The organism is Streptomyces sp. NBC_00080 (assembly GCF_045041255.1).
GTDB lineage: Bacteria > Actinomycetota > Actinomycetes > Streptomycetales > Streptomycetaceae > Streptomyces > Streptomyces coriariae.
On sequence record NZ_CP108235.1, the window covers coordinates 896243 to 920041 of the forward strand.

At 71.5% G+C, this 23799-nt stretch carries 22 protein-coding genes and 3 pseudogenes; 15 read left to right on the forward strand and 10 right to left on the reverse strand.

All coding sequences use genetic code 11. The features are described from left to right. Positions 1-73: 73 nt before the first annotated feature. The 4 genes and pseudogenes from OHU34_RS04005 to OHU34_RS04020 form a co-directional block, all read left to right on the forward strand. Complete coding sequence (locus tag OHU34_RS04005) at positions 74-649, forward strand: TerD family protein (protein ID WP_020129565.1); 576 nt, start codon at positions 74-76, stop codon at positions 647-649. A gap of 16 nt (positions 650-665) precedes the next feature. Continuing rightward, a complete protein-coding gene (locus OHU34_RS04010) occupies positions 666-842 on the forward strand; it encodes a twin-arginine translocase TatA/TatE family subunit (protein WP_142267671.1) in 177 nt (58 codons plus the stop codon). 276 nt (positions 843-1118) lie between these two features. Beyond that, a pseudogene (locus tag OHU34_RS04015) lies at positions 1119-1235 on the forward strand (LuxR C-terminal-related transcriptional regulator); the annotation flags it as partial. A 60-nt stretch (positions 1236-1295) separates the two neighbouring features. Further along, positions 1296-1877 (forward strand): annotated as a pseudogene (locus OHU34_RS04020) (AAA family ATPase); the annotation flags it as partial. A gap of 145 nt (positions 1878-2022) precedes the next feature. On the opposite strand, the gene OHU34_RS04025 reads toward OHU34_RS04020, so the two are convergent. Together OHU34_RS04025 and OHU34_RS04030 are read right to left on the reverse strand one after the other, a co-directional pair. Further along, positions 2023-2178 carry a DUF6131 family protein gene (locus OHU34_RS04025; protein ID WP_200839897.1) on the reverse strand — a complete coding sequence of 52 codons (156 nt, stop codon included), beginning with the start codon at positions 2176-2178 and terminating at the stop codon, positions 2023-2025. An 84-nt stretch (positions 2179-2262) separates the two neighbouring features. After that, complete coding sequence (locus OHU34_RS04030) at positions 2263-2748, reverse strand: Asp23/Gls24 family envelope stress response protein (protein WP_405764760.1); 486 nt, start codon at positions 2746-2748, stop codon at positions 2263-2265. A gap of 368 nt (positions 2749-3116) precedes the next feature. Here OHU34_RS04030 and OHU34_RS04035 point away from each other — a divergent pair. Both OHU34_RS04035 and OHU34_RS04040 read left to right on the forward strand, forming a co-directional pair. Further along, positions 3117-3431: pseudogene (locus OHU34_RS04035) on the forward strand (hypothetical protein); the annotation flags it as partial. Between the two features lie 131 nt (positions 3432-3562). Next, on the forward strand, positions 3563-4216 hold the full coding sequence (locus OHU34_RS04040; RefSeq protein ID WP_405764762.1) for a lysophospholipid acyltransferase family protein: 654 nt from the start codon (positions 3563-3565) through the stop codon (positions 4214-4216). 167 nt (positions 4217-4383) lie between these two features. On the opposite strand, the gene OHU34_RS04045 is transcribed toward OHU34_RS04040, so the two are convergent. Then, positions 4384-5376 (reverse strand): LacI family DNA-binding transcriptional regulator, encoded by a 993-nt coding sequence (locus OHU34_RS04045; RefSeq protein WP_200839980.1) that lies wholly within the window; start codon positions 5374-5376, stop codon positions 4384-4386. A 293-nt stretch (positions 5377-5669) separates the two neighbouring features. Here OHU34_RS04045 and OHU34_RS04050 point away from each other — a divergent pair, with 293 nt between their 5' ends. From OHU34_RS04050 to OHU34_RS04070, 5 genes are all read left to right on the forward strand, one after another. Then, a complete protein-coding gene (locus OHU34_RS04050) occupies positions 5670-6596 on the forward strand; it encodes a carbohydrate ABC transporter permease (RefSeq protein WP_405764765.1) in 927 nt (308 codons plus the stop codon). Between the two features lie 3 nt (positions 6597-6599). Beyond that, positions 6600-7523, forward strand: coding sequence for a carbohydrate ABC transporter permease (locus tag OHU34_RS04055; protein WP_142267666.1), 924 nt, complete (start codon positions 6600-6602; stop codon positions 7521-7523). Positions 7524-7615: 92 nt separating this feature from the next. Continuing rightward, positions 7616-8953 (forward strand): ABC transporter substrate-binding protein, encoded by a 1338-nt coding sequence (locus tag OHU34_RS04060; RefSeq protein WP_142267665.1) that lies wholly within the window; start codon positions 7616-7618, stop codon positions 8951-8953. Between the two features lie 123 nt (positions 8954-9076). Then, a complete protein-coding gene (locus OHU34_RS04065) occupies positions 9077-11122 on the forward strand; it encodes a beta-galactosidase (protein WP_405764767.1) in 2046 nt (681 codons plus the stop codon). A 131-nt stretch (positions 11123-11253) separates the two neighbouring features. Then, positions 11254-13281, forward strand: a complete 2028-nt coding sequence (locus OHU34_RS04070) for a glycoside hydrolase (protein ID WP_405764769.1) — start codon at positions 11254-11256, stop codon at positions 13279-13281. Positions 13282-13287: 6 nt separating this feature from the next. Here the strand turns inward: OHU34_RS04070 and OHU34_RS04075 are convergent, their stop codons facing one another. The 5 genes from OHU34_RS04075 to OHU34_RS04095 are packed head-to-tail and all read right to left on the reverse strand — an operon-like array spanning position 13288 to position 18579. Next, the gene (locus OHU34_RS04075; RefSeq protein WP_230193818.1) at positions 13288-14229 is read right to left on the reverse strand and encodes an STM4011 family radical SAM protein; all 942 of its coding nucleotides are present in this window, start codon (positions 14227-14229) and stop codon (positions 13288-13290) included. A 10-nt stretch (positions 14230-14239) separates the two neighbouring features. Continuing rightward, positions 14240-15598 carry an STM4012 family radical SAM protein gene (locus OHU34_RS04080; RefSeq protein ID WP_230193819.1) on the reverse strand — a complete coding sequence of 453 codons (1359 nt, stop codon included), beginning with the start codon at positions 15596-15598 and terminating at the stop codon, positions 14240-14242. Then, complete coding sequence (locus tag OHU34_RS04085; protein ID WP_405772141.1) at positions 15595-16422, reverse strand: STM4013/SEN3800 family hydrolase; 828 nt, start codon at positions 16420-16422, stop codon at positions 15595-15597. Before OHU34_RS04085 ends, OHU34_RS04080 begins: the two co-directional genes overlap by 4 nt. 25 nt (positions 16423-16447) lie before the next feature. Next, on the reverse strand, positions 16448-17608 hold the full coding sequence (locus OHU34_RS04090; RefSeq protein WP_405772143.1) for an STM4014 family protein: 1161 nt from the start codon (positions 17606-17608) through the stop codon (positions 16448-16450). 11 nt (positions 17609-17619) lie between these two features. Further along, positions 17620-18579 (reverse strand): STM4015 family protein, encoded by a 960-nt coding sequence (locus tag OHU34_RS04095; protein WP_230193820.1) that lies wholly within the window; start codon positions 18577-18579, stop codon positions 17620-17622. Positions 18580-18778: 199 nt separating this feature from the next. Here OHU34_RS04095 and OHU34_RS04100 point away from each other — a divergent pair, with 199 nt between their 5' ends. Both OHU34_RS04100 and OHU34_RS04105 read left to right on the forward strand, forming a co-directional pair. After that, positions 18779-19105 (forward strand): hypothetical protein, encoded by a 327-nt coding sequence (locus tag OHU34_RS04100; protein ID WP_405764774.1) that lies wholly within the window; start codon positions 18779-18781, stop codon positions 19103-19105. Between the two features lie 41 nt (positions 19106-19146). Continuing rightward, entirely contained in the window at positions 19147-20223 is a 1077-nt protein-coding gene (locus OHU34_RS04105; protein WP_405764776.1) for a DUF6745 domain-containing protein, read from the forward strand. A 42-nt stretch (positions 20224-20265) separates the two neighbouring features. On the opposite strand, the gene OHU34_RS04110 is transcribed toward OHU34_RS04105, so the two are convergent. Continuing rightward, positions 20266-20988 carry an FAD binding domain-containing protein gene (locus OHU34_RS04110; protein ID WP_142267657.1) on the reverse strand — a complete coding sequence of 241 codons (723 nt, stop codon included), beginning with the start codon at positions 20986-20988 and terminating at the stop codon, positions 20266-20268. A gap of 198 nt (positions 20989-21186) precedes the next feature. Between OHU34_RS04110 and OHU34_RS04115 the strand changes: the two genes are divergently transcribed. Both OHU34_RS04115 and OHU34_RS04120 read left to right on the forward strand, forming a co-directional pair. Next, on the forward strand, positions 21187-22113 hold the full coding sequence (locus tag OHU34_RS04115; RefSeq protein ID WP_405764779.1) for a GNAT family N-acetyltransferase: 927 nt from the start codon (positions 21187-21189) through the stop codon (positions 22111-22113). Continuing rightward, positions 22110-22388, forward strand: a complete 279-nt coding sequence (locus OHU34_RS04120; RefSeq protein ID WP_405764781.1) for a trypsin-like peptidase domain-containing protein — start codon at positions 22110-22112, stop codon at positions 22386-22388. The genes OHU34_RS04115 and OHU34_RS04120 overlap by 4 nt, the downstream gene beginning before the upstream one ends. Positions 22389-22525: 137 nt before the next feature. On the opposite strand, the gene OHU34_RS04125 is transcribed toward OHU34_RS04120, so the two are convergent. After that, the gene (locus OHU34_RS04125) at positions 22526-23680 is read right to left on the reverse strand and encodes a M23 family metallopeptidase (protein ID WP_405764783.1); all 1155 of its coding nucleotides are present in this window, start codon (positions 23678-23680) and stop codon (positions 22526-22528) included. Between the last annotated feature and the right edge of the window lie 119 nt (positions 23681-23799).

Below are 23799 nucleotides of genomic sequence, written 5' to 3' on the forward strand. Positions count from 1 at the left end.
TTCGGGCGCAACCGCGCATGACATCCCGATCGGTCCCGACCGGTCTCGACCCGTCTCAACCAGGAGGAAGACAGTGGGAGTTTCCCTGTCCAAGGGTGGCAACGTATCCCTGAGCAAGGAGGCGCCGGGCCTGACCGCGGTCCTGGTCGGCCTGGGCTGGGACGTGCGGACGACCACGGGCACCGACTACGACCTCGACGCCTCCGCCCTGCTCCTGGACGCGTCCGGCAAGGTCCTGTCCGACCAGCACTTCGTCTTCTACAACAACCTGAAGAGCCCCGACGGTTCGGTCGAGCACACCGGCGACAACCTCACCGGTGAGGGCGAGGGCGACGACGAGTCGGTCAAGGTGAACCTCGCCGCCGTGCCCGCCGAGATCGACAAGATCGTCTTCCCGGTCTCCATCCACGACGCCGAGAACCGTGGCCAGAGCTTCGGTCAGGTCCGTAACGCGTTCATCCGTGTCGTCAACCAGGCGGGCGGCCAGGAGATCGCACGGTACGACCTCAGCGAGGACGCCTCCACCGAGACCGCGATGGTCTTCGGCGAGCTGTACCGCAACGGCGCGGAGTGGAAGTTCCGTGCCGTCGGCCAGGGTTACGCCTCCGGGTTGGCCGGGATCGCCGCCGACTTCGGCGTCAACGTCTGACCGGGGCGGCTTCCTCATGTTCGGACTGAGCGAATTCGCCATCCTCCTCGTCGTCGTCATTGCCGTCCTCGCCGCCAGGAAGCTGCCCGAACTGGCCCGTTCGGCCGGAAAGTCGGCGCGCATCCTGAAGGCGGAGGCGCGGGTGGCGAAGGTGGAGCAGTCCCCCGACGGGGAGCGCCGCCACCCCGACTGATCCGTGGCGGCCGGTGGGCACGGCCTCGGGCCGGTGTCCTCCCTGAGATGTAGGCGCCAGAAGTACGAGGGGCCGGAAGAGGGACGTCCGGCAGGACGTCCCTCGGACGGGGCTCGGTGAGAATGAGCCGGTGATGAACGTCGACGCGGCCGGCCGGATACGCGAGGCCGGGGCCGCGCTGGTGCGTCCGGTCGCGCCGCTGCCCAGGCCGACCCGGCGCAACCTCCTCTTCGACGCGCTGCTCGCTCTGCTCCTCGCCGTAACCGCAACCGTCTCGAGACGACCGTCAAGAAACATGTCTCCCGCATCCTGGCGAAGCTCCGACTGCGCGACCGCGTCCAGGCGGTGATTGTCGCCTACCGGACGGGACTGGTCAGCCCCTCAGGACAGTGACAGGACAGTGAAGCGCTTCGACCGATAGTGCCCAACGTGACTTCACAGGGAAGGATTTGAGTGTCGAGCACCGGCACACAGGACACGCACGACGGGCGGCAGACCGCCAGGAGGCTGCGGGCGATCAGTGACGAGCTGTCGGACCGCTTCCACGAGCGGGCCGACGTCGTGCGGCCGCTGGTGGTGAGATCGCACATGTGGCGTTCACCGATGAGATCTTGAAGTGCTCCACCGCGGCGCTGAACGAGACGCTGGGCTACCTCAACGAGCGGATCCACCACCGATAGAGCGGCGGCGAGCCGATCCGCGGCCCCCTGATCGGGGCCATCACGGCGAGCGACGAAGGGCCCGACCGACGGGGAGGATTCGGCCGCGATCTACAACCGGCTGCTGGTGCGGATCGAGGTCGGGTACCTGGCGGACCCCTCGAACTTCGCCGCTCTGGTGCGCTCCGCCGTCGGCCACCCGGAGGCACCGACGCGGACCACCGTCGAGCCGACCGCGTTGCAGCACGCCGTGGCCGAAGCCGTCCCGGGCGTGGACGTCCCCGACGTGATCGTGGACGTGGTGTGCGCGCTGCGGGCCGCTCTGCCCCGCAAGGAGCTCATCGCCTCCGACCGCGGCGCCGACGCTCTCGTCGGCGACGTCGTCGGACACGCCGTCCAGGCCGCCTCCCGGTGGCGCGAACCACGCACGCGCCGGGCAGGCCGGTAGTGGGGCGACGGCCGCCCGGGCGGCGCGCAGGCGGCCGTTCGTCCGCCACGCCGGTTCGGTCACCAGGGCCCGGTCACCAGTAGTGGCGTCGTCCGGCGACGGCGTGCCCCAGCGCACCGAGGATCCACAGGGCCGCTCCGAGGACCACCAGGATGATGCCGATGGTCCACAGAACACCTATACCGGCGACGAGGCCTATGACGAGCAGAACGACACCCAGGATGATCATGACGTGCCCCTTGGGGAGTGGTGGCTGCTCCCCCGCGAGCAGCGGATCTTCATACGAGCGAGGGCCGGGCCCGGGGGGCGTGGCTCACCTCACCCGGTTGTCGTCGGGTTCGGATTCCTCCTCTTCGTCGGGGAGGCGGACGTCACCGACGGCGATGTTCACCTCGACGACCTCCAGGCCCGTCATCCGCTCCAGGGCCCCGATGACGTTGGAACGCACGTCACCGGCCACGTCGATGATGGAGACTCCGTACTCGACGACGACGTCCAGGTCTACGGCGGCCTGACGCTCACCGACCTCGACCTTCACCCCTCGCGTGACGCCTCCGCTTCCGCCGGGGGCCCGGTCCCGCATGGCACCCATGGCACGGGCCATGCCACCGCCGAGGTGGTGAACGCCCGGCACCTCACGCGCGGCCATGCCCGCGATCTTGGCGACCACGCCGTCGGCGACACTGGTCTTCCCCCGGGTTTCGGCCGGCGCTCCGGCTCCGGTGCGGCCCTTCAACGTGCTCACGCCCGCATCGGGCCGACCCGTCGAGATGGTGCTGGTGGCGGTGTTCTCTGCCATGGCGATCGCCTCGGCTCTTGTCTGGTGTGTAGTGCCGTGCTCCGAGTACCCGCTTCTCCCGAGCCGGGAACGGGCTCTGTCCTTCTCGCGGCCGGTTTCCCCGCCGGGTCTTCTTGTCGGCACCGCGAAGCCACGGTGGCAGGTGTGGCGCCCCCCGGCCCTGGGCGGCGCTCCACACTGCTCGGTCCCTCGTAGTCGCCGCCGCCGGACGAGCAGGGAGAGCCCGGACGTAACCCAGTACGAGGTCTCGCGCAGCCTCGACCCGTTCCCTACGGTGTCATGCCCCTGAGCTCATGGTGAGCAGGGTTGTTCCATGGGGCCTCGGGCGTCTCCGCAGGACGGCACCGGCCGGGACGCCGTACACGGAGTGCGTGGACACCTCGCACTCCCTGGACGAGGCAGGGCCCGGCGGAGTCACCCGGGAGGCGTGGGCCAAGGCGTGCGCCTTGGCGCTGCCGGACCAGGCCCGCCACTGCGGGCGTGACTTCGTCGGCCTCCTGTTCTCCGCCGTCGACAAGATCCATGTCTTCCGCTTCCCGGCCGGCCGACCCGTCGGCACCGACCGGATCCTCGACTTCGCGGAGACCTTCCTCGGCGGCGGCATCAGCTACCAGCGGCGGCTCAGCACGGCCGGCGAACTGCTGGGGGAGGAGTTCGACGACACTGCCCGCCCCGTCGGGGACGCGGGCTTCGCCGACAGCACGGCTTCGGCGGCAGCGGGTTTCGGCGTGCCCGTTGAGTATCCGTACTCAGGCGCTCTCCTCCCCCGCGGCACGACACTGAGGCTCCGATCGCCCTTACCGGAGGTTCCCTCGTGTTCAGCCGTGCCGTCATCGCCCTGACACCGTTCTTCGGGCGGCTCACCGTCACCAGTGAGATCAAGCTGCGCCTGCCCGCGGGGACCCTCTTCGTGGCCAACCACGACTCCATGGCCGACCCCGCCGTCGTCATGACCGCGCTGCGGCAGCTCGAGCTCGAGCCGGTGGTCATGGCGACCGCGGGACTGTGGCGCATACCGCTGCTCGGCAGAGCGCTGAGCCGTGACGGTCACATCCCGGTCCACCGGCGTACGGCGCACGCGGCGCTGGCTCTCGACGCCGCCGCCGAGGCACTGGCCGGCGGCCGGCACGTGCTCCTCTACGGCGAGGGCCGGCTGCCGCGCCGCAGGGACGCGGCGGCCACCGCGCCCGAGCCGTTCCGTACCGGGCTCGCCCGTCTGGCACAGGCGACCGGCGCGCTGGTGGTGCCGGTGGGTCACGCGGGCGCCCGGCGGATCGCTTCGGGGTCGGCCGCGAAGCAGCTGGCGGGCACACTGACGGCGCCCGTCCGGCGTCCGCACTGCCATGTCCACCTGGGGGCGCCGATGCGGCTGCCCGCGGAGACGGAGCGCGGCACGGCGGCCGCCCGACTCGCCGTCACCACGGCCTGGCGGACGGCGGCCCGCGCCGTGGGCGAACACCCGAGGTAACCACCGCGAACCCGCGAGACGGCATCGGCGGCCCCTGCGAGACAGCCACCGCCAAGGCACCCGCAGCAGCTGCCGCCCGTACCTGAGGCAGCCGGCGCCGGGACCCGAAGCAGCCGCACGCGTACCCCCGCAGCGCCGCCCCACGGCACCCGCTTCGGACGCGGCTGTCAGCGCTCCGCGGGCGGTGGCGCCGTGCTCTGCCGCAGCACCAGCCGCGTCGGTACGAGCGTCGTTCCGTGTTCCGCACCGTCCGGACGCATCTTGCGCAGCACGGCCTGGACGCAGAGCCGGCCGACCTCGGCGAAGTCCTGGTGCAGGGTGGTGAGCGGGGGCAGGAAGGAGCCGGCCTCGGGGATGTCGTCGAAACCGATGACGCTGACGTCCTCGGGCACCCGGCGCCCGGCTTCGTGCAGGGCGCGCAGCAGGCCGAGGGCCATCTGGTCGTTGGCCGCGAAGACGGCGGTGCATTCCTCGCGGGCGGCCAGCTCACGGCCGGCCAGGTAGCCGGACTCCGCCGACCAGTCGCCCCTGACCAGGGGCGGCGCCGGGCGGTCCGCCTCGGTGAGGGCCGCCCGCCAGGCGTCGGCGCGGCGCTGCGCTGCGAACGAGTCCTCGGGGCCGCCCAGGTGCCAGACGGTGCGATGGCCGAGTTCGAGGAGGTGTTGGACGGCGGTCCTGGTGCCGCCGGCCTGGTCGGTGTCCACGACGGTGTAGTGGTCGCCGGCATCGGAGTCCACGACCACGACCTGGACGTGCGGCGGGAGTTTCACGGTGGCCGCGTCCAGCAGGTGGACCTCCATGATGACGATCACCGCGTCGACGGCCAGTTCCTCCAGCCGGGAGAACGCGCCGCGCACCTCGTCGGTGGTGGGGACGGCCACCGGGAGCAGTGTCACGGCGTAGCCCTCGGCGGCCGCCGAGGTCGCGATCGCCTCCAGGGTGCGCACGTTGCCGGTCGTGGACAGCGTGAACGTGATGACGCCGATCGTGCGGAACTCACCGCGCTTGAGGGCGCGGGCGGCGCTGTTGGGGCGGTAGCCGAGCTCCTTCATGGCCTCGAGGACCTGCTGCCGGGTCTCCTCGTTCACACCCGCGTAACCGTTGGAGACCCGCGAGACGGTCTGCGAGGACACGCCGGCGAGCCGTGCGACGTCCGCCATGGAGGCGGTGGCCCGGGCGCGTCCCGGCACTTGGGCCGGTGTTCTTTCAGCCATGTCCACTCGGTGTGCCCACCTCTCTGTCGGCGCAGGTGCCACGGTCTCCCCGGAGGACCCTTGACCATCGTTATCGGGGCAGTGTAGACATGCCGCCATCAGATGTTTACGTAAACATAACAGCTTGCCGAGCCTCTTGCGTGGCTGATGTTTACGTAAACATCATGGTGGCGGTGGGGCGTTCGGAAATCTCCGCGCAACACCGCCCCGGTTCCAGGACTGGACGAGCGAGGAACGACATGACGACGCTGCAACCGCCGGTGGCCGCCGAGCCGCGGCCGGCACCTCCTCCGGCGAAAGGGGACCGCCGTTCCTGGACGGGGTGGGGTTTCATCGGTCCCTTCGTGGCCGTTTTCGCCCTGGTCTTCCTGGCCCCGATCATCTACTCGATCTACCTGAGCCTCTTCCGGGACCAGCTGATCGGCGGCAACCAGTTCGTCGGGCTGGACAACTACACGCGGGCCCTGCAGGACGACGCGTTCTGGTCGGCAGTCGGCCGGGTGGCACTCTTCCTGGCGATCCAGGTGCCGATCATGCTGGGCATCGCCCTGCTGGTGGCGCTGGCACTGGACAGTGGCCGGCTCTACGGCAAAAGCTTCTTCCGGATCACGATCTTCCTGCCGTACGCCGTGCCCGCCGTGGTCGCCACCCTGATGTGGGGCTTCATGTACGGCACCAAGTACGGCCTGGTGGGCGACATCAACTCCGCGTTCGGTGTCACCCTGCCCGACCTGCTCTCCCCCAGCTGGGTGCTCGCCTCCATCGGCAACATCGTGACCTGGGAGTTCGTCGGGTACAACATGCTGATCTTCTACTCGGCGCTGCGGGTCGTCCCGACCTCGCTGTACGAGGCGGCGGAGATCGACGGCGCCGGCCAGTGGCGGATCATCAGCTCGATCAAGCTGCCCGCGATCCGGGGCGCGCTCGTCATCGCGACGATCTTCTCGATCATCGGCAGCTTCCAGCTCTTCAACGAGCCGAGCATCCTGCGTCCGCTGGCACTGAACGCCATCACCACGGACTACACGCCGAACTTCTACACGTACTCGCTGTCCTTCAACGGCCAGCAGCACAACTACTCCGCGACGGTGGCCATCATCATGGGCGTCATCACGATGATCGTCGCCTACGTCGTCCAGCTGCGCGGCATGCGCAAGGGAGCGTGACCCGTGAGCACCTCTGTCACCGCCTCCCCCGTGAAGAACACCGCCCCGAGGCTGCGAACCCCCCATAAGAAGCACACCCCGGGCAAGCCCAAGCGCAATGTGCTGCTGACGGTGCTGATGGCCCTGATGGCCCTCTACACCGTGGTGCCGCTGATCTGGCTGGTCATCAACGCCACGAAGACCCAGTCGGGCCTGGCCGACTCCAACGGCCTGTGGTTCGCGCACGACTTCGCCCTGTGGGACAACATCCGGACCACCTTCACCTACCACGACGGCATCTTCGGCCGCTGGCTGCTGAACACCCTGCTGTACGTGGTGCTCGGTGCGGGCGGCGCGACCTTGCTGGCCGTGCTGGGCGGGTACGCACTGGCGAAGTTCCAGTTCCCCGGCAAGCGTGCGATCTTCGCCGTGGTGATCGGTGCGGTCGCCGTGCCGGCCACGGCCCTGGCCGTGCCGACCTTCCTGATGTTCAGCAAGATGGGGCTGACCGACACCCCGTGGGCGGTGATCATCCCGTCGCTCGTGTCGCCGTTCGGTCTCTATCTGATGTGGGTGTTCGCCGCGGAGGCGATCCCGACCGAGCTGCTGGAGGCGGCCCGGATGGACGGGGCGAGCGAGGTGCGGACCTTCTTCCAGGTCGCGCTGCCGCTGCTGGCCCCCGGGATCGTGACCGTGCTGCTGTTCACCACGGTCGCCACCTGGAACAACTACTTCCTCCCGCTGATCATGCTGAAGGACCCGGACTGGTACCCGCTGACGCTGGGTCTGAGCGCCTGGAGCTCCCAGGCCCAGACCATCGGCGGTGACGTGATCTTCAACCTGGTGATCACCGGGTCCCTGCTGACGATCCTTCCCCTGATCGCCGCCTTCCTGTTCCTCCAGAAGTACTGGCAGTCCGGCCTCGCCGCCGGAAGTGTCAAGGAGTGACGTGGGCTGCGCCCCCAAGCCCCACATGTGAGCACCACCGGCACCACCCCCACCCTCACCTGTCCCACCCACGAAGAAGTGGAAGCAGCCCCATGCGCAGAACAACGAGCCGCATCGTGCGCGGCATCGCCCTCGTCTCCACCCTCGCCCTGGGCGTCACCGCCTGCGGCGGTTCGGACGACGACTCCGACACGAAGGCCGTCTCCGCCGGCGACATCCAGGCCGCCCTGGACAAGGGCGGCGACATCACGGTCTGGGCCTGGGAGCCCACCCTGAAGACCGTGGCCGCCGACTTCCAGAAGAAGTACCCGAAGGTCAAGATCAACCTGGTCGGGGAGCGCTCCGGCGACAAGCACTACACCGCGCTGTCCAACGCGATCTCGGCCGGCAAGGGCGTCCCGGACGTCGCCCAGGTCGAGTACTTCGCGCTCGGCCAGTACTCCCTGACCAAGGGCCTGACCGACCTGGCACCCTACGGCGCCGCCAAGCTCGCCTCGAAGTACACGCCCGGCCCGTGGAACGCGGTCAGCGACGGCGACAAGGTCTACGGCCTGCCGATGGACTCGGGCCCGATGGCGCTGTTCTACAACAAGACGGTCTTCGACAAGTACAAGATCGCCGTCCCGACCACCTGGGACGAGTACCTGGACGCGGCCCGCAAGCTCCACAAGGCCGACCCGAAGGCCTACATCGCCAACGACCTCGGCGACCCGGGCTTCACCACCTCCCTGCTGTGGCAGGCCGGTTCGCGCCCCTACAAGGTCGACGGCACCAAGGTCGCCGTCAACTTCGACGACGCGGGCGCCAAGAAGTTCGAGACGGTCTGGCAGAAGCTGATCGACGAGAAGCTGCTCGCCCCGGTCAACGGCTGGACCGACGACTGGTACAAGGGCCTGGGCGACGGCACCATCGCCACCCTGGCCACCGGCGCCTGGATGCCCGCCAACTTCACCACCGGCGTCCCGAACGCCAAGGGCCAGTGGCGCGCGGCGGCGATGCCGGCCTGGACCAAGGGCGACAAGGCGAGCGCGGAGAACGGCGGCAGCTCGCTGGCCGTCCCGGCGCTGGCCAAGAACAAGGAACTCGCCTACGCCTTCGCCGAGTACGCCGACGCCGGTGACGGTGTCGCCACCCGGGTCAGCGAGGGTGCCTTCCCCGCCACCAAGGCGGAGCTGGAGTCGGCCTCGTTCCAGAGCAAGAAGTTCGACTACTTCGGCGGCCAGGAAGCCAACAAGATCTTCGCCGACTCCGCCGCGAACGTGGCGAGCGACTGGTCGTACCTCCCGTTCCAGCCGTATGCCAACTCGATCTTCAACGACACCGTCGGCAAGGCGTACGTCTCCGGCACCAAGCTGGCGGACGGTCTGAAGGCCTGGCAGGACGCCTCGATCAAGTACGGCGAGGAGCAGGGCTTCACCGTCGAGAAGTAGTCGTCGGCGGGCAGCCGACGGACATTCGACACGCACTCGACAAGCAGTCGAGAAGCACAAAACGCCGGGCGGCGCGGCACCCGGGCCGCGCCGCCCCCGTGCACCACCTTCGGAAGGACCGCCATGATCTCCACCCTCCAGTCCCGCATGCTGCGCGGGGCGGACGGTGACCCCGCTCCGCGTCTGGCGTACGGCGCCGACTACAACCCCGAGCAGTGGCCGCGGGACGTGTGGGAGGAGGACGTGCGGCTGATGCGGGAGGCCGGCGTCACCGTCGTCTCCGTGGGGATCTTCTCCTGGGCCCGGATCCAGCCGGGTCCGGACACCTGGGACTTCGGCTGGCTCGACGAGATCATGGACCTGCTGCACGCGGGCGGGATCGGCGTCGACCTGGCCACCGCCACCGCCTCCCCGCCGCCCTGGCTCACCACCGCCCACCCGGAGATCCTGCCGGTCACGGCGAACGGCGAGACGCTCTGGCCGGGCGCCCGCCAGCACTGGCGGCCCACCTCTCCCGTCTTCCGTGAGTACGCCCTGCGCCTGGTCGGGAAGATCGCCGACCGCTACCGGGACCACCCGGCGCTCGTCGCCTGGCACGTCTCCAACGAGCTGGGCTGCCACAACGTCTACGACTACTCGGACGACGCGGCCCGCGCCTTCCGGGTCTGGCTGCATGCCCGCTACGGCTCGCTCGACGCCCTCAACCACGCCTGGGGCACCGCCTTCTGGTCGCAGCGCTACAGCGACTGGGAGCAGATCCTGCCGCCCCGGCTGGCCGCCTCGCACCCCAACCCGACGCAGCAGCTGGACTTCAAGCGGTTCTCCTCGGACGCCCTGAAGGACCACCTCGTCGCGGAGCGGGAGATCCTGCGGGAGATCACGCCGGAGGTCCCGGTCACCACGAACTTCATGGTGATGGGCAACACCAAGGGCATGAACTACCCGGACTGGGCGAGCGAGATCGACTTCGTCTCCAACGACCACTACGTCCACCCCGGCCCGCAGGACCGCGACGAGCTGTCCTTCTCGGCGAACCTCACCAGCGGCATCGCGGCCGGCCGGCCCTGGTTCCTGATGGAGCACTCCACCAGCGCCGTCAACTGGCAGCCCGTGAACGTGGCGAAGCGGCCCGGCGACCTGGCCCGTGACTCGCTGCTGCACGTGGCGCACGGCGCGGACGCGGTGTGCTTCTTCCAGTGGCGGCAGTCGGCGGCCGGCGCCGAGAAGTACCACTCGGCGATGGTCCCGCACGCCGGCGAGGACAGCGACCTGTTCCGCGCGGTGGCCGCCCTCGGCGCCACGCTGAAGGCCCTTGCCCCGGTGGCGGGTTCGGAGCGGGAGTCGGCGGCCGTCGGCATCCTCTACGACTGGGAGTCGTGGTGGGCCAGTGAGCAGGACTCCCACCCCACCGCCCTGCTGGACTACCGGCAGGAGGCGCTCGACTGGTACTCGGCGCTGCTCGCCCTCGGTGTCCGTGCCGACCTCGTCACCACCCGCGCCGACCTCTCCCGGCACCAGGTGCTGATCGCGCCCGTGCTGCACATGGTGCCGGCCGGACTGGCCAAGGAACTGACCTGCTACGCCGAGCGGGGCGGCCACCTCGTCACCACGTACTTCTCCGGGGTCGTCGACGAGAACGACCACGTCTGGCTCGGCGGATACCCGGGCGCCCTGCGCGACCTGCTCGGCATCCGCATCGAGGAGTTCGGCCCGCTGCTCACCGGGGAGTCCGTGGAACTGGACGACGCCACCTCGGGCAGCCTGTGGACCGACCGGATCACCGTCACCGACGGCGACACCGAGGTGCTGGCGCGCTACCGCACCGGTGTGCACGCCGGACGCCCCGCGATCACCCGGCGCCCGACCGGCGACGGTTCGGCCTCGTACGTCTCCACCCGGCTCGGTGTCGACGGGCTGACCTCACTGCTGCCCAGGCTGCTGGAGCCGGCCGGGGTCGGCAGTGAACTCCCGGCGGACGTAAGGGGATCGGTCGAGCTGACCGTCCGGCGCGGCGCCGAGGAACGGTTCCTCTTCCTGGTCAACCGGACCGACGACACGGTGCCGGTTACCGGGATGGACGGAGAGGTCCTGGTCGGCACCGGCGGCACGGAGGGCGCCCTCGTCCTCGGACCGCGGGAGGTCGCCGTACTGCGCCGGCCCTGCGACTGACGCCCACACCCGCACACCCAAAACCCCCACGACTCCTCGGCACGGCACGCGGCCGCGCCGAGGGCCATCCCCTCCTGTCCACGCGGCAGGAGGGGCCCACCACAGCGACCGCACCGCAGTTGGGAGCACAGATGGCACGCCGTACCCGCAGCAGACGGAACCTCGGGGCCGCCGCACTCACCGCGCTGGCCACCGGGGCCGCCCTCCTCAGCGTCCCCGTGCAGGCACACGCCGAGGCCGCCGTCACCGTGACGCCGGATCCGTCGTACCAGCAGCAGAAGTTCGAGGGCTGGGGCACCAGCCTGGTCTGGTTCGCCAACGCCACCGGGGACTATCCCCCGGCGATCCGCGAGAAGCTGGCCAAGTTGCTCTTCGGCGACGACGGCCTCGCGCTGAACATCGCCCGGTACAACATCGGCGGCGGCAACGCCCCGGACGTCACGGACTATCTGCGGGCCGGCGGTGCCGTCGAGGGCTGGTGGAAGGCACCCGAGGGCACCACCCGCGAGGACACCGACTGGTGGAGCGCGGACGACCCGGCGGACTGGAACAAGGACGCCGACGCCACCCAGCGCTGGTGGGTGGACCGCATCAAGAAGGACATCACCCACTGGGAGACGTTCAGCAACTCCCCTCCGTGGTTCATGACCGAGAGCGGGTACGTGTCCGGCGGCTTCAACGCCAACACCGACCAGCTCAAGGCCGACTCCGTCGACGACTTCGCCGCCTACGTGGCGGGCGCGACCAAGCGGCTGGAGAAGGCCGAGGGCATCAAGGTCGACACCGTCGACCCGTTCAACGAGCCCAACACCGGCTACTGGGGCACCCGTCTTGACGCGAACGGCCAGCCCGTGGGCGGCCGCCAGGAGGGCGCCCACATCGGCCCCGAGCTCCAGCAGAAGGTGCTCGCCGCGCTGGCGCCCGCGCTGAAGAAGGCGAAGACGAAGGCGCAGATATCGGCGATGGACGAGACCAACCCGTCCATCTTCGCGACGAACTGGAACGCCTACTCGCAGGCCTCCAAGGACCTCGTCGACCAGATGAACGTCCACACCTACGGCACCGGGCAGCGCACCACCGTGCGTGATCTCGCCAAGGCCGCCGACAAGCCGCTGTGGATGAGCGAGGTCGAGGGCGACTGGGGCGACGGACAGAGCTTCACGGACATGCGTCCGGGCCTCGGGCTCGCCCAGCAGATGGTGAACGACCTGCGTGAACTGGAGCCCACCGCCTGGGTGTTCTGGCAGCCGGTCGAGGACTACGACAACATGAAGCCGGGCGGCGAGTCCGCGAAGGGCGGCAACTGGGGCTCCATCCAGCTTCCGTTCAGCTGCACCAGCACGGACACCCTCCAGTCCTGCCCGATCTACACCAACACCAAGTTCGACACGGCCAGGAACTTCACGCACTTCATCAAGCCCGGCGACAAGCTGATCAAGGTGGACGACACCTCCAGCGCCGCCGCCGTGACCAAGGACGGCAAGGGCGCCTCGGTCGTCCACGTCAACAGCACCACCGAGGCCCGCACGGTCACCATCGACCTGTCCAAGTTCCGCACCGTCAAGAACAGCGCGACCGTCACGCCCACGGTGACCAGCGCCGACGGCAAGCTCAAGCAGCAGGCCCCGGTCAAGGTCGTCGACGGCAAGGCGACGTACACCGTGCCGGCCCAGTCCGTGACGTCCTTCGCCGTCAAGGGTGTCTCCGGCGTCGCGAAGAACGCGGGTCTGTTCAGCAAGGGCCACTCCTACACGCTGACCGGCGTGCAGAGCGGCAAGGCGGTGACCGTCGGGGCCAACGGCACGAACCTGGTCATCGGCTCGGCCGACGGCAGCACCGCGCAGCAGTGGCAGCTGGACGCCCGGTACGGCAGGACGGGCGCCCGCCAGCACTACGTCTTCGCCAACCCGGCCGAGGGCGAGCGCCTCGCCGTCCGCGACAACGTGCCGGTGGTCGAACCCGACACCGGCGAGCGTGACCCGGCCACCGAGTGGATCATGTCGACCACCGGCGACGGGACATGGACCCTGGTCAACGTGGCCACCGGACGCCTCCTCGAGGTCGGCGGCCAGGCGACCAACGAGGGCGCGGCCGTCACGACCTGGCAGGCCAACTCCGGTTCCAACCAGCGCTGGAGGGTCACGGACGTGACCCCCTAGCCCCTGTCAGACCACGCCCTGCGGGTCCGTCGTCCCCGCCCGTGTCTTCACCCGTGCCTCCGCCCGCGTCGCGATCGTCGTGATGCGGGCGGAGTGCTGTGCGGGAGCGGGTGCCGGGATCCGTTCCAGGACCCCGCCCGCGAAGACGTCGTACAGCGGCAGCGTCTCCAGGTGGACGTAGCCGATGTGGCAGTCGCAGACGGCGAGCGGACAGGGGCGGGGGCGCAGGGCGGCACGATACGAGCCGTCGTAGAGGTTGCCGAGTTCGGCGCGGACGAAGTGGCAGCGCCGGACGGTCCCCTCGCCGTCGACCGAGATCACCGAGTCGCCGGTGCGGCAGGGCAGGCCGGCGCTGGTGTGCGGATGGCGGCTGTACGGGAAGAGCGGGTCGAGGGCGGTCCACATGTCGGCCTCGGCGTCCTCGTAGGTGTGGCCCTCGGCGGCGTTGATCCACAGATAGACGTGCGCGGGCAGGTCGGCGCGCAGCCGGCGGGCCGCGTCGAGGTGCTCGGGCAGACCGACCACGCCGACGCTGAAGCGGATGCCCCGCTCCGCCAGTTCGCGGCACTTGCCGAGGAAGCGGTCGTAGGGCGTCTGGCCCGGGTGGTAGGTGCACCACAGGGCCAGCGTGTCGGGGTCGGCCTCGGCGAGCCAGTCGGTGCGGCAGCTGAGGTTGGTCTGGACGGCGACCCGGCGGATGTGCGGGAGGTGGGAGAGGTCGGCGAGGGTGCGCCGGTACCAGGAGCGGACCAGTCCCTCGCCCCACGGGGTGAACAGGAGCGAGAGCCGGTCGTCGGTGCGGGCCGCGGCCCACTGCGCGAACCGTTCGAGGGCGGCCCGGTCGGCGCGCAGTTGCTCCGTGCTGTCGCGCCGCTTGGCGAACGGGCAGTAGGGGCAGTCGTAGTCGCAGGAGGCGAGCGGGCCGCGGTAGAGCAGGGTCAGGTCCATGGCGGCCGGGTCACTTCCGCTCGTACGCGGTCATGGCGGCCCGCACGGCCGGGGAGAACAGCTCGGGACCGATGGCGTCGGAGTGCGCGAGGCCTTCGGGGGTGAGCCTGAGGGTCGTCGGGTCCGTGTCGGTCAGCCAGCCGCGGTCGGCGAAGCGTTCGAGTTCGGGACCGAAGTCGTCGGCGGGCGCGACGCCGAAGCGGGCCCGGTAGTCGTCGAGGCGCAGGCCCTCGGCCTGGAGGAGCGACTGGAGCAGGTGCCGGCGGCGCGCCTCCCGGGGGTTCATGGGGTGACCGACCTCGGCGTGGGCGAAGTCGGAGACGTCGGCGGCGACGTAGTCGTCGATGATGCCCCGGATCTGGTGCATGCCGACGGCGTAGTCGAAGGAGTAGTGCAGACCGGCCGTGTAGGAGCGGGCTCCGCAGCCGAGGCCGATCATCCCGTCGGTCTGGCAGGCGTAGTCGTCCGCGCCCTGCGGCGGGGCGTCGGTACGGCGGAACATGCGCATGGAGTGCTGGGTGTAGCCGTGCGCGAGGAGGTGGTCGCGGCCTGCGCGGTACAGCCGCAGCCGCTGCTCGTCCCAGGCCGGGTCGGGGCCCGCGGCCCCGCCGGGACCGCGGCGGTCGAGGCCGGTCAGGGGACGGACGTAGAGCGGGTAGAGGTAGAGCTCCTCGGGCCGCCAGGCCAGGGCCGCGTCCAGGGAGTGCCGCCAGGTCTGCTCGGTCTGGCCGTCGATGCCGTAGATCAGGTCGATGTTGAGGACCGGGATGTCGGTGTCGCGGACGCGGGCGAGCGCCGCCTCGACCTCGGCGCGGCGCTGCGGGCGTACGGCGGCCCTGGCCTCGGAGTCGACGAAGCTCTGCACGCCCAGGCTCAGTCGGGTGGTGCCCCGGCCGGCCAGGACGGCGAGGCGGTCGGCGGTGGCCGTGGCGGGCGAGGCCTCGACCGACAGCGGGACCGCGCGGAGGTCGGCGCCCATGCGGTGCTCGGCGATGTCGCAGAGCCGGTCCAGCTCAGCGGCGGTGAGGAAGGTGGGGGTGCCGCCGCCGAAGGCCGCCGTGGCGAAGCGGACGTCGTCCGTCTCCCCCAGCGCCTCCCGTACGGCCCTCGCCTGCCGTTCCAGGGCGTCGAGGTAGGCGCCGGTCAGTCCGTCGGGGGCGCCGATGCGGGTGAAGAGGTTGCAGAAGCCGCAGCGGACCTCGCAGAACGGTATGTGCAGGTAGAGGGAGAGCGTGTCCTTGGGCTCGGCCGCCCAGAGAGCTTTGAGGGACGGGCGGTCGGGGAGCTCCCGGTAGGCCGTCTTGTGCGGGTAGGCGTAGACGTAGTGCTGGTACGGGCCGGTGCGGGTGGCCGGCTCGGCGGTGGTCATCGGCCGGCCTCCGTCGGACGGGGTGCGGGGTCGAGGAAGAAGTGGGCGTACGGCACGGTCCACACGGACTCGTGGCCGAGGCGGTGCCCGGTGTAGCCGTCGTCGCCGTAGGCGGTGCCGTGGTCGGAGCAGACGATCGCGAAGCAGCGGCGCCTGCTGCTCACGGCGGCGAACAGCCGCCCGATGTGCCGGTCCACGTACTCCAGCGCGGCGGCGTGCGTCTCCCGGCTGTCGCCGCTCTCGCGGGTCGCGCCGGGCAGATGGAACCAGTTCGGCTGGTGCAGGGCGGACACGTTGACGAAGAGGAACAGCCGCTGCTCGTGCGGCAGTCCGCGTACGACGGCTTCGGCGCGGGCGACCTGGTTCTCGAAGGACTCGGGTGAGGTGACGCCGAACTCCGGTGCCCAGTGTGCCTCGTGGAACAGGCCGGGCAGCACCGAGCCCAGCGGGCCCTGCTGGTTGAAGAAGCCCACTCCCCCGATGCACACGGTGTGGTAGCCGTCCCCGGCGAGGCCCGAGACGAGGTCGGGGGTGTCGTAGACGTAGGTTCCGCCCGCGGTGGTCTCGCTGCCCGCGAAGCTCGCCGCGAACAGGCGCGGATGCGGTCCGGGGGCGGCCGGGGTCGGCAGGAAGCCCGCGAAGATCGCCTGGTGGGAGGCGTAGGTGAAGCTGCCCGGCGCGTGCCGCTTCTCCCAGCGGCCACCGGGGAGGTGGCGGGCCAGGTGGGGAATGCGGCCCGCGGCGGCCAGCTCGGCGGCGACGTCGTGGCGGAGGGTGTCGAGGGTGACGAGCAGCAGGTCGTGGCTGCCCACCACCTCGTTCATGTCGGGCACTTCGTCGATGTCGGGCTCAGGCATGCGGTGTTCCTGTTCTGTACCGGGCGAGATCACCCAGGACGGCGGCCACCTGGGCGGCATGGGTGTCGAGGCCCTCCGCACCGCTGCCGGGCAGGCCGGTGAGCCGGGGCAGCAGGTCGCCGAAGGCGTTGACCTCGCCGACCGCGGCCCTGCGCCAGCCCACGGCCGGCAGCAGGTCGACACCGACGCACAGGGTGCGCGGGAAGCAGGCCGCGGCCTGCTCGCACACGCCCAGCAGGTCGGTCCAGCGGGCACCCGCCGCCTCGACGTTCTCCCGGACGGCGTCCAGGTCGCCTCGCCGGCCGCCGAGATGGAGGTTGGTCATCGGCGAGCGGCTGGTGCGCACCACCGCGTGGGTGGCGCGACCGGCCACGACGACGACCCTGAGGTCGGCGGCCCGGCCGTCCTGGGATGCCTTCGGCAGCCAGCGCTCGAGGTGCAGTCCGTCCGGGGCGAGCGCGTCGACGATGGCCGCGATGTCCTGCTCGCGTTCGTAGCGGCGCACCCTGAGGGAGTTGTACAGGCCGCCGTCGGCGGCGAGTTCCACGGAGGTGGTGGCCCTGATCCGGCCGCCGCCGCCCGACTCGACGGCGAGGACGCCCGAGGCGGACGATCCGTGCGCGGGTTTCACGAAGAGCCGGGCCATCCGGTGCTCGCGCATCGCCGCGCGCACGTCGTCCCAGCCGCGCACCGGCGCGCCCTGCGGGCCCGAGGTGGGTGAGGCGGGCACCGGGACTCCCGCCGCGTCCAGGACGGCGTGGCAGAGCCGCTTGTCGAACAGCACCGCCAGCTCGTCCGGGTCGTCGAGGCGGACGCCGCCGCGCAGGCTGCGTACCGCGGTGGTGAAGCGGGCGTACCAGCGGCCCGAGCCCTCGACCCGCGTCGGATCGGTGGCACCGCGCAGCAGCCGGTCGACCTCGGAGTTCTCACCGGGTGAGTCCAGGCGGACGATCTCCTCGGCGGCGAAGTCGGCGCCGCCGTCGCTCAGTACGTCCGCCCACGGCACGACACGCGGGGTCGGCAGGCCGGCCGCGCGTACCGCGTCCTCGAAGAGGGCGACCCGACGGTTCTCCGGGTTGCCGACCACCGCCAGGCGCGGCTCGGGCGAGCGCGCCGTGCGGAACCGGTCGAGGGAGGAGGGACGGTGGCCCACGGGTGGTGTGCTCACTCCCCGACGGCGACGTAGCGCCACGTCGTGCCGTCGTCGTCCGCGTCCTCCTCGGCGTCGTCGCGGTCGAGGTCCACCTCGACGCCCGCGGTCTCCACGGTCCTCCGCACGCGCTCCTGGAGGGGCCCGCTCAGGTAGTGGTGGTGCAGGTCGAGCTTCTTGAGGTGGGTGAGCGGCTGGCCGCCGAGCAGGGCGGCCGCGCCCTCGTCGGTCAGCACGCCCATGGAGAGGTCCAGCACCTCCAGACGGGCCACCACGGGCGCGGACGCGACGGCCGCGGCCACGGCGTCCTGGATCTCGCTGTTGCGCAGGGCGAGGTGACGCAGGCTCGGCAGCCGGGCGCCGGACAGGATCGGCTCCAGGTCGGCGACCTCGCTGTCGCCGCCGTACTCGGGGGTGCCGAGCCACAGGTCGAGGTGGACCAGCGCGGGCAGGTCGCTGCCGCCGACCCCGCGCACGACCTCCGCGGGCAGCCCGCCCGTCTCGATCACGAGCCTGCGCAGCGCGCGGTGGCTCACGGCGGGGAAACGCAGCCCGGACCCGCCGCGCACGCCGAACTCCTCCAGCGCGGGGTACGCGGCCAGGACCGGGGTGACATCGGTCTGGTTGATCCAGGAGATCTCGCACTCCTCCCCCACCATGTCGCCGAGGAACACCGCCCGCAGCGCGGGGAACCGGTCCCGGGCGGCCACCAGTGCCTCGATGACGTCGGAGGGGTCCGTGTCGTAGGCCTCCTGCCAGGCGCCGACGATCAGGGCTCTCACGCGGGTGGTGTCGACGGCGGAACAGAAGCGCGCGAACGCCTTGGTCCAGTCCTCGTCGGCGTCGTAGACGTCGCTGGTGACGCGCCAGGCGAAGGCCTCCGGGTCGGGCAGGTCGTCCGTCCTGCCGCCGGGGCCCGGGAAGGTGTGGGCGGGCAGCCGGTACAGCGCGTGCAGGTGGTCGGTGACGGTCATGCGGCTGCTCCCGGGAGAAAAAGATGCGCGGTCCGTGATGTGTCCGCAGTTCTACCAACAGGCACTGACAACACCCCGCGCCGGGGCCTCGGTTCAGAACATCGGCTCGGGCCTCGGTCCGGGGGCGTTGTCAGTGCTGGTCCGTACCGTCTTCGTCATGAGGCCGGTGCGCGCAGCGTCCGGCGGAGAGGGGAGAGCCATGTACCGGCAGGGAGACGTGCTGATCGTGCCCGTCGCGCAGGAGGCGTTGCCGCCGCACGTGGCGGTCGCACCGAAGGAGCGGCGGGACGGCCGGGGCCGGCTCGTGCTGGCGCTGGGCGAGGTCACCGGGCACGCCCACGCGGTGGTGGGCCCGGGCGATCTGGTGCGCGAGCCCGGGCCGCTCGGTCCGCTGCTGCTGCACCTTCCGCAGGGCGGCCGGGTGGTCCATGAGGAGCATGCGGCGATCGCGTTGCCGAGGGGCTGGTTCCGGGTGATCCGGCAGCGGGAGTACGTGCCCGGATCCGTGCGGATCGTCGCGGACTGAGGACGGACTGAAGAGCGGTGACCGAGGTGACGGAGGGGCGGATGACGACGACGGAGACGGCCGGGGCGGTGCCCGGGGCGGGAGCGGAGCCGGTGGTGGAGGGTACGTCCTTCGACGACGTCCGTCGCTGGCGGGCGTGTGCCGCTGCGGCCGTGCCCGCCGACCGCGCGGCCGCCGAGGCCGGCGTGCGCCGGGCCTACCGGCAGGCCGGGCTGCCGGAGCCGGAGCGCGTGGTGTGGGCCGCTTCACCGCGGGCGGCGGTCACGCTGGTCCGGGAGTCGGCGGACAAGGGCCCCAGTGTGCGTGAGGCGGTCCGCAGTGCTCCCTGGGCGGGTGAACGGCAGCGGCTGCACACGCGGTTGGGCGCGGCGGGCTGGGCGGCGCACTGGGCCGCGACCGGCGGGCTCCTGTGGGACACGACGCAGGCGCTCGTCGACCGGATCCGCGCCGGGGTGCTGGAGGAACTGGCCGGCGGGGACACGGGGAAGGAGGCCGCGGAGGTCCGGCTGGTGCTGCTGGACGCCGTGCTCGGTCAGCACGACGCGCCGTGGCTCGCCGCGTTCCCGACGGACCGGGGTCCGCTCGAGGGGCTGGCCGCGGTGAGTCGCCACGCCGGCTGGTGGTGGCCGTTCGCGCGGGTGGCGGTGGTGTGCGAGCGTCCCGTCGCCCTGCACCGCGACGAGGCGGGCCGGCTCGACCACGGGGACGGCCCGGCACTGGCGTACCCCGACGGCTTCGCCCTGTACGCCTGGCGCGGCATGCCGGTCCCGGCCCGGTTCCTCGCCGAACTGCCGGCGCTCACCCCGGACCGGATCCGGTCCGAGGAGAACGCCGAACTGCGCCGGGTCATGCTGGAGTACTACGGCTACGACCGCTATCTGGCGGACTCCGGAGCGCGTCACGTCCACCGCGACGAGACGGGCACCCTGTGGCGGATCGACCTCCCGGACGACGAGCCCGTCGTCATGGTGGAGGTCCTCAACTCCACACCGGAGCCGGACGGGACGCGACGCACCTACTGGCTGCGGGTACCGCCGGCGACCCGCACGGCGCGGGAGGGCGTCGCCTGGACCTTCCAGCTGACGGCGCAGACGTACGCGCCCGAACGGGAGACGTGAGCCGGAGAGCCTGTCGTGGCCCGGAGGCTGCGCGGCGGGGCCTCAGCCTTCGGCGACGCGGGCCAGTACGTCGGTGATCTGGGCGTGGACCGCGTCCCGGGCGACGGCGGGAAGGGCGCCCAGGTCGGTGCCCGCCAGGGCGTGCCGGACCTGTTCGGGGTCCGGGTCGTACGGCGTGCACTCGCTGAACACCTCGTAGCCGTCGCGTACGGCCACCCGCAGATCACGGGGGCTGTCGCCGTCGGCGTGCACCGCGGCGGCGACGACGAGGGGCGGCGGGCCGCCCGCCTCGCCCTCCAGTTTGCGGTAGCCGCTGACCAGGGGTGCGCGCCAGCGCAGGGCGAGCAGTACGTGACGCTTGGCCAGCAGCTCGGTCAGATCGGTGTCGTAGACGCTGTCGGATTCCAGGACGGTGGCCCGGGCGTCGAGGACCAGGGCTGCCGGGAGCAGACAGCGCAGGGTGCTGCCGACGATGTTGCCGCCGACCGTGGCGGCCCGGCGCACCGCCCCGGTGCCCACGCCGGAGGCCGCCCGGTGCAGCGCCTCGGGCACGGTCGCGTCGACGCGGTTCAGCAGCACGGCCCCGCCGAGTTCCTCGGGGCCGACCGTGCCGGCCTCCGGCACGTTGCGCAGCGACACGGCCTGCTCGGGGAAGCCGTCCCGCTGCCAGCCGGCCCACACGAGCGTGGCACCTCCTACCGGTACCGCTCCCTCGGCCAGACACCGCTGGGCTTCGGATATGGAGGAGGGAAGACGCAACTGCACGACAACCGACCTGCCTTCCCTGGAGGTTCGTGGCGAGTGCACGGTGTCATCGTGTGTCCCCGTGTCCACCCGCCCGCATGATCAATGGCAGAACGGATTCTGCCCAGGCGCACGGGGGCGCATACAGGGCTCATGGCTGCACCTTGCACAACGTGAAATTGCGTTGCGGCCGGCTCCCCTCCCCCGGACCCTGTCGCCATGCCCTACGTCCTGCGTCCCGCCGCCCTCGCCGACGCGCCTGCCGTCACCGGTCTCCTCAACGAGATCGACCTCATCGAGATCGGCCGGCCCGAGACGGACCTGCACACCGTCGAGGCCGATCTGAAGCATCCCGGGACGGATCCGGAGCGGGACTCCTGGCTCGCCTTCGACGGGGACCGGCTGGTCGGCTACGGGCTGCTGTGGGACGAGTCGGGCGGCGAACGCGTCGACGTCGACCACTACGTCCTGCCCGACCGGCAGGAGGCGGGCCGGCTCGTCCTGGCGGCGATGGAGAGCCGGGCGCTGGAGAAGGCGCGGGAGAACGGCGCCGGGCGGGCCGTGGTGCATCTGCATCTCAACGCGGCACCCACACTCGACACCGGGCTGCTCCGCGCCCGCGGCTGGTCGGTCGTACGGCGGTATCACGTGCTGCGCCGCCCCCTGGACCGGGCCGGGGACCGGCCGCCGGCGCTCCCCGCCGGGGTCCGGCTGCGGTCCTGCGCCACCGAGGCGGACCGGGTCCGTGTCCACGCGCTCTACCAGTCCGCCTTCGCGGAGCACTTCGACTTCCAGCCGCGCGGCTACGAGCAGTGGCTGCACGACGTGGACGCGGCGGGGCTCGACTGGTCGCTCGTGTGGATCGCCGGCACGGACGAGTCCGGGGACGCCGGGTTTCTGCTGGCCCGCGACGACCGCGAGGCGATGGGCTGGATCCGCAGCATCGGCGTGCTGCGCGAGGCCCGCGGAGGCGGGCTGGCCGGGCTGCTGCTGCGGCACGCCTTCGCGGCCTTCGCCGCCCGGGGCCGGGACACCGTCGGGCTCGGTGTGGACACCTCCAACGCGACCGGCGCGCCCGGGCTGTACGCGCGCCACGGCATGGTCCTGCACTACGCCGTGGACACCTGGGAGGCCGTCCTGCGGTGACCGTGCGCGCCCGGTCCGCACACGGCTGGCCTCTTCGGGGCGGGACCGTTGAACTGCCGCTCGGCACCGGCTTCCTCGTCTCGCCGAGCCTGCTGACGACCAACCATCACGTCCTCACCGACGCGGACGCCTCCCGGCAGTGCTTCGTGGAGTTCGACGCCCAGGTCACCGTCGACAACACACCTCAGACGCCGACCCGGCCGGGGCTCGACCCCGACGCCTTCTTCGCGGCGGACGAACGGCTCGACTTCGCGCTGGTGTTCGTCGCGGCCTGACCGACCTCGCCGTCATCAACGCCCGCGACCGGGCCCACAGCATCGTGGAGTACCTCTCCCACACCGAGGTCGCCCGGTCGGTCGGCAGCCGCCTCGCGCTCTGAACCGGGCGTCGCGCCCGCCCTCGTGAGGTGACGTCAGCCGTTCAGCGCCAGCCAGGGCCGGGGGTCGCTGTAATAGCCGTCGTAGATCACCTCGAAGTGCAGATGGGGGCCGGTGGACAGGCCGGTGGAGCCGACCCGCCCCAACGGTGTCCCGGTCTGCACGGCCTGCCCCACGGTGACGTCGATGGCGGACAGGTGGCTGTACGTGGTCTGGAGCCGTTTGCCCTCGATCGCGCCGTGGTCGACGACGATCCGGTTGCCGTAGGCCGTGGTCATGGCCGCGAAGACGACCGTGCCCGCGCGGGCGGCGGAGACCTGGGCGCCCTGGGGTGCGCCGAAGTCCACGCCGGTGTGGAGCTTGGTGACGCCGGTGAGGGGGTGCTGACGGGAGCCGTAGGGCGAGGTGATGGTGAGGGTGGTGACGGGCGGTGCCAGGATCGCGTCGGCCAGGACGCCACCGGCGCTCGCGTCCTCCCGGTCGAAGGCCTCGTACTTCGCGAACAGGGCCTTGACCTCGCCGAGGTAGGTCTGCGCCGAGGCGGGGACGCCGCCCGCCTTCGTGACGGCGTCCGTGCCGACCGCGTAGGCGGCGAGGGTGAGGTCGACGAGGTCTCCGTTGACGGTGCCGTCGGTTCTGAGGTCGGTGACCTGCCGGGCCAGGGAGCAGTCCTGGCGGCCGAGCGCCATGATGGCGTCGGCCGGATCGCTCGGTGAGGAGCGGCCGTTGCCGTCGTCGTCCTTGCCCCAGGTCTTCCAGTCGGCGGCGGTGAAGGCGGCGATGCCCTGCGGGCCGGAGGCGGTGGCGCCGGCGTTGCTCCAGCCGGTGAGCTGGTCGATCTGCGCGGCGAGGGCGGACGGGGTGACGACCGTGCAGGCGTCGGCGGACTTGCGCAGCCAGGGGCCGTAGCTCGCGTCGACACCGCCGGGGGCGGCATCCTGCGCGGTGCTGTCCCCGGGGCTCCAGTCGTCGGGGAGCCCACCGGTCAGGGCCAGGAACCCGGCGACCGTGGTGAGGGTGACCAGGCCCGGCAGGACCAGGAGGGTGAAGGGGCCCGGGCCGCGCCGACGGGGGCGTGGGGCGGGCGCTTCGGGGACCGGCGTCACCGGGGCGCAGGTGTCCCGGGCGGGGGCCTCCGGGGCTGCGACGGTCTCGTACGCAGGGGTCTCGACGGCGGGCTCGTCGCTCACGCGGCGGACTCCGGACGCCGGGTCAACGGCCGCTGCGGCACAGTGCAGTTGTTCACGGACGGACGTTAGCGGGTGACCCGGCGCGCGTCACGGGACGCAGGGGCAGACCTGCTGCCCCT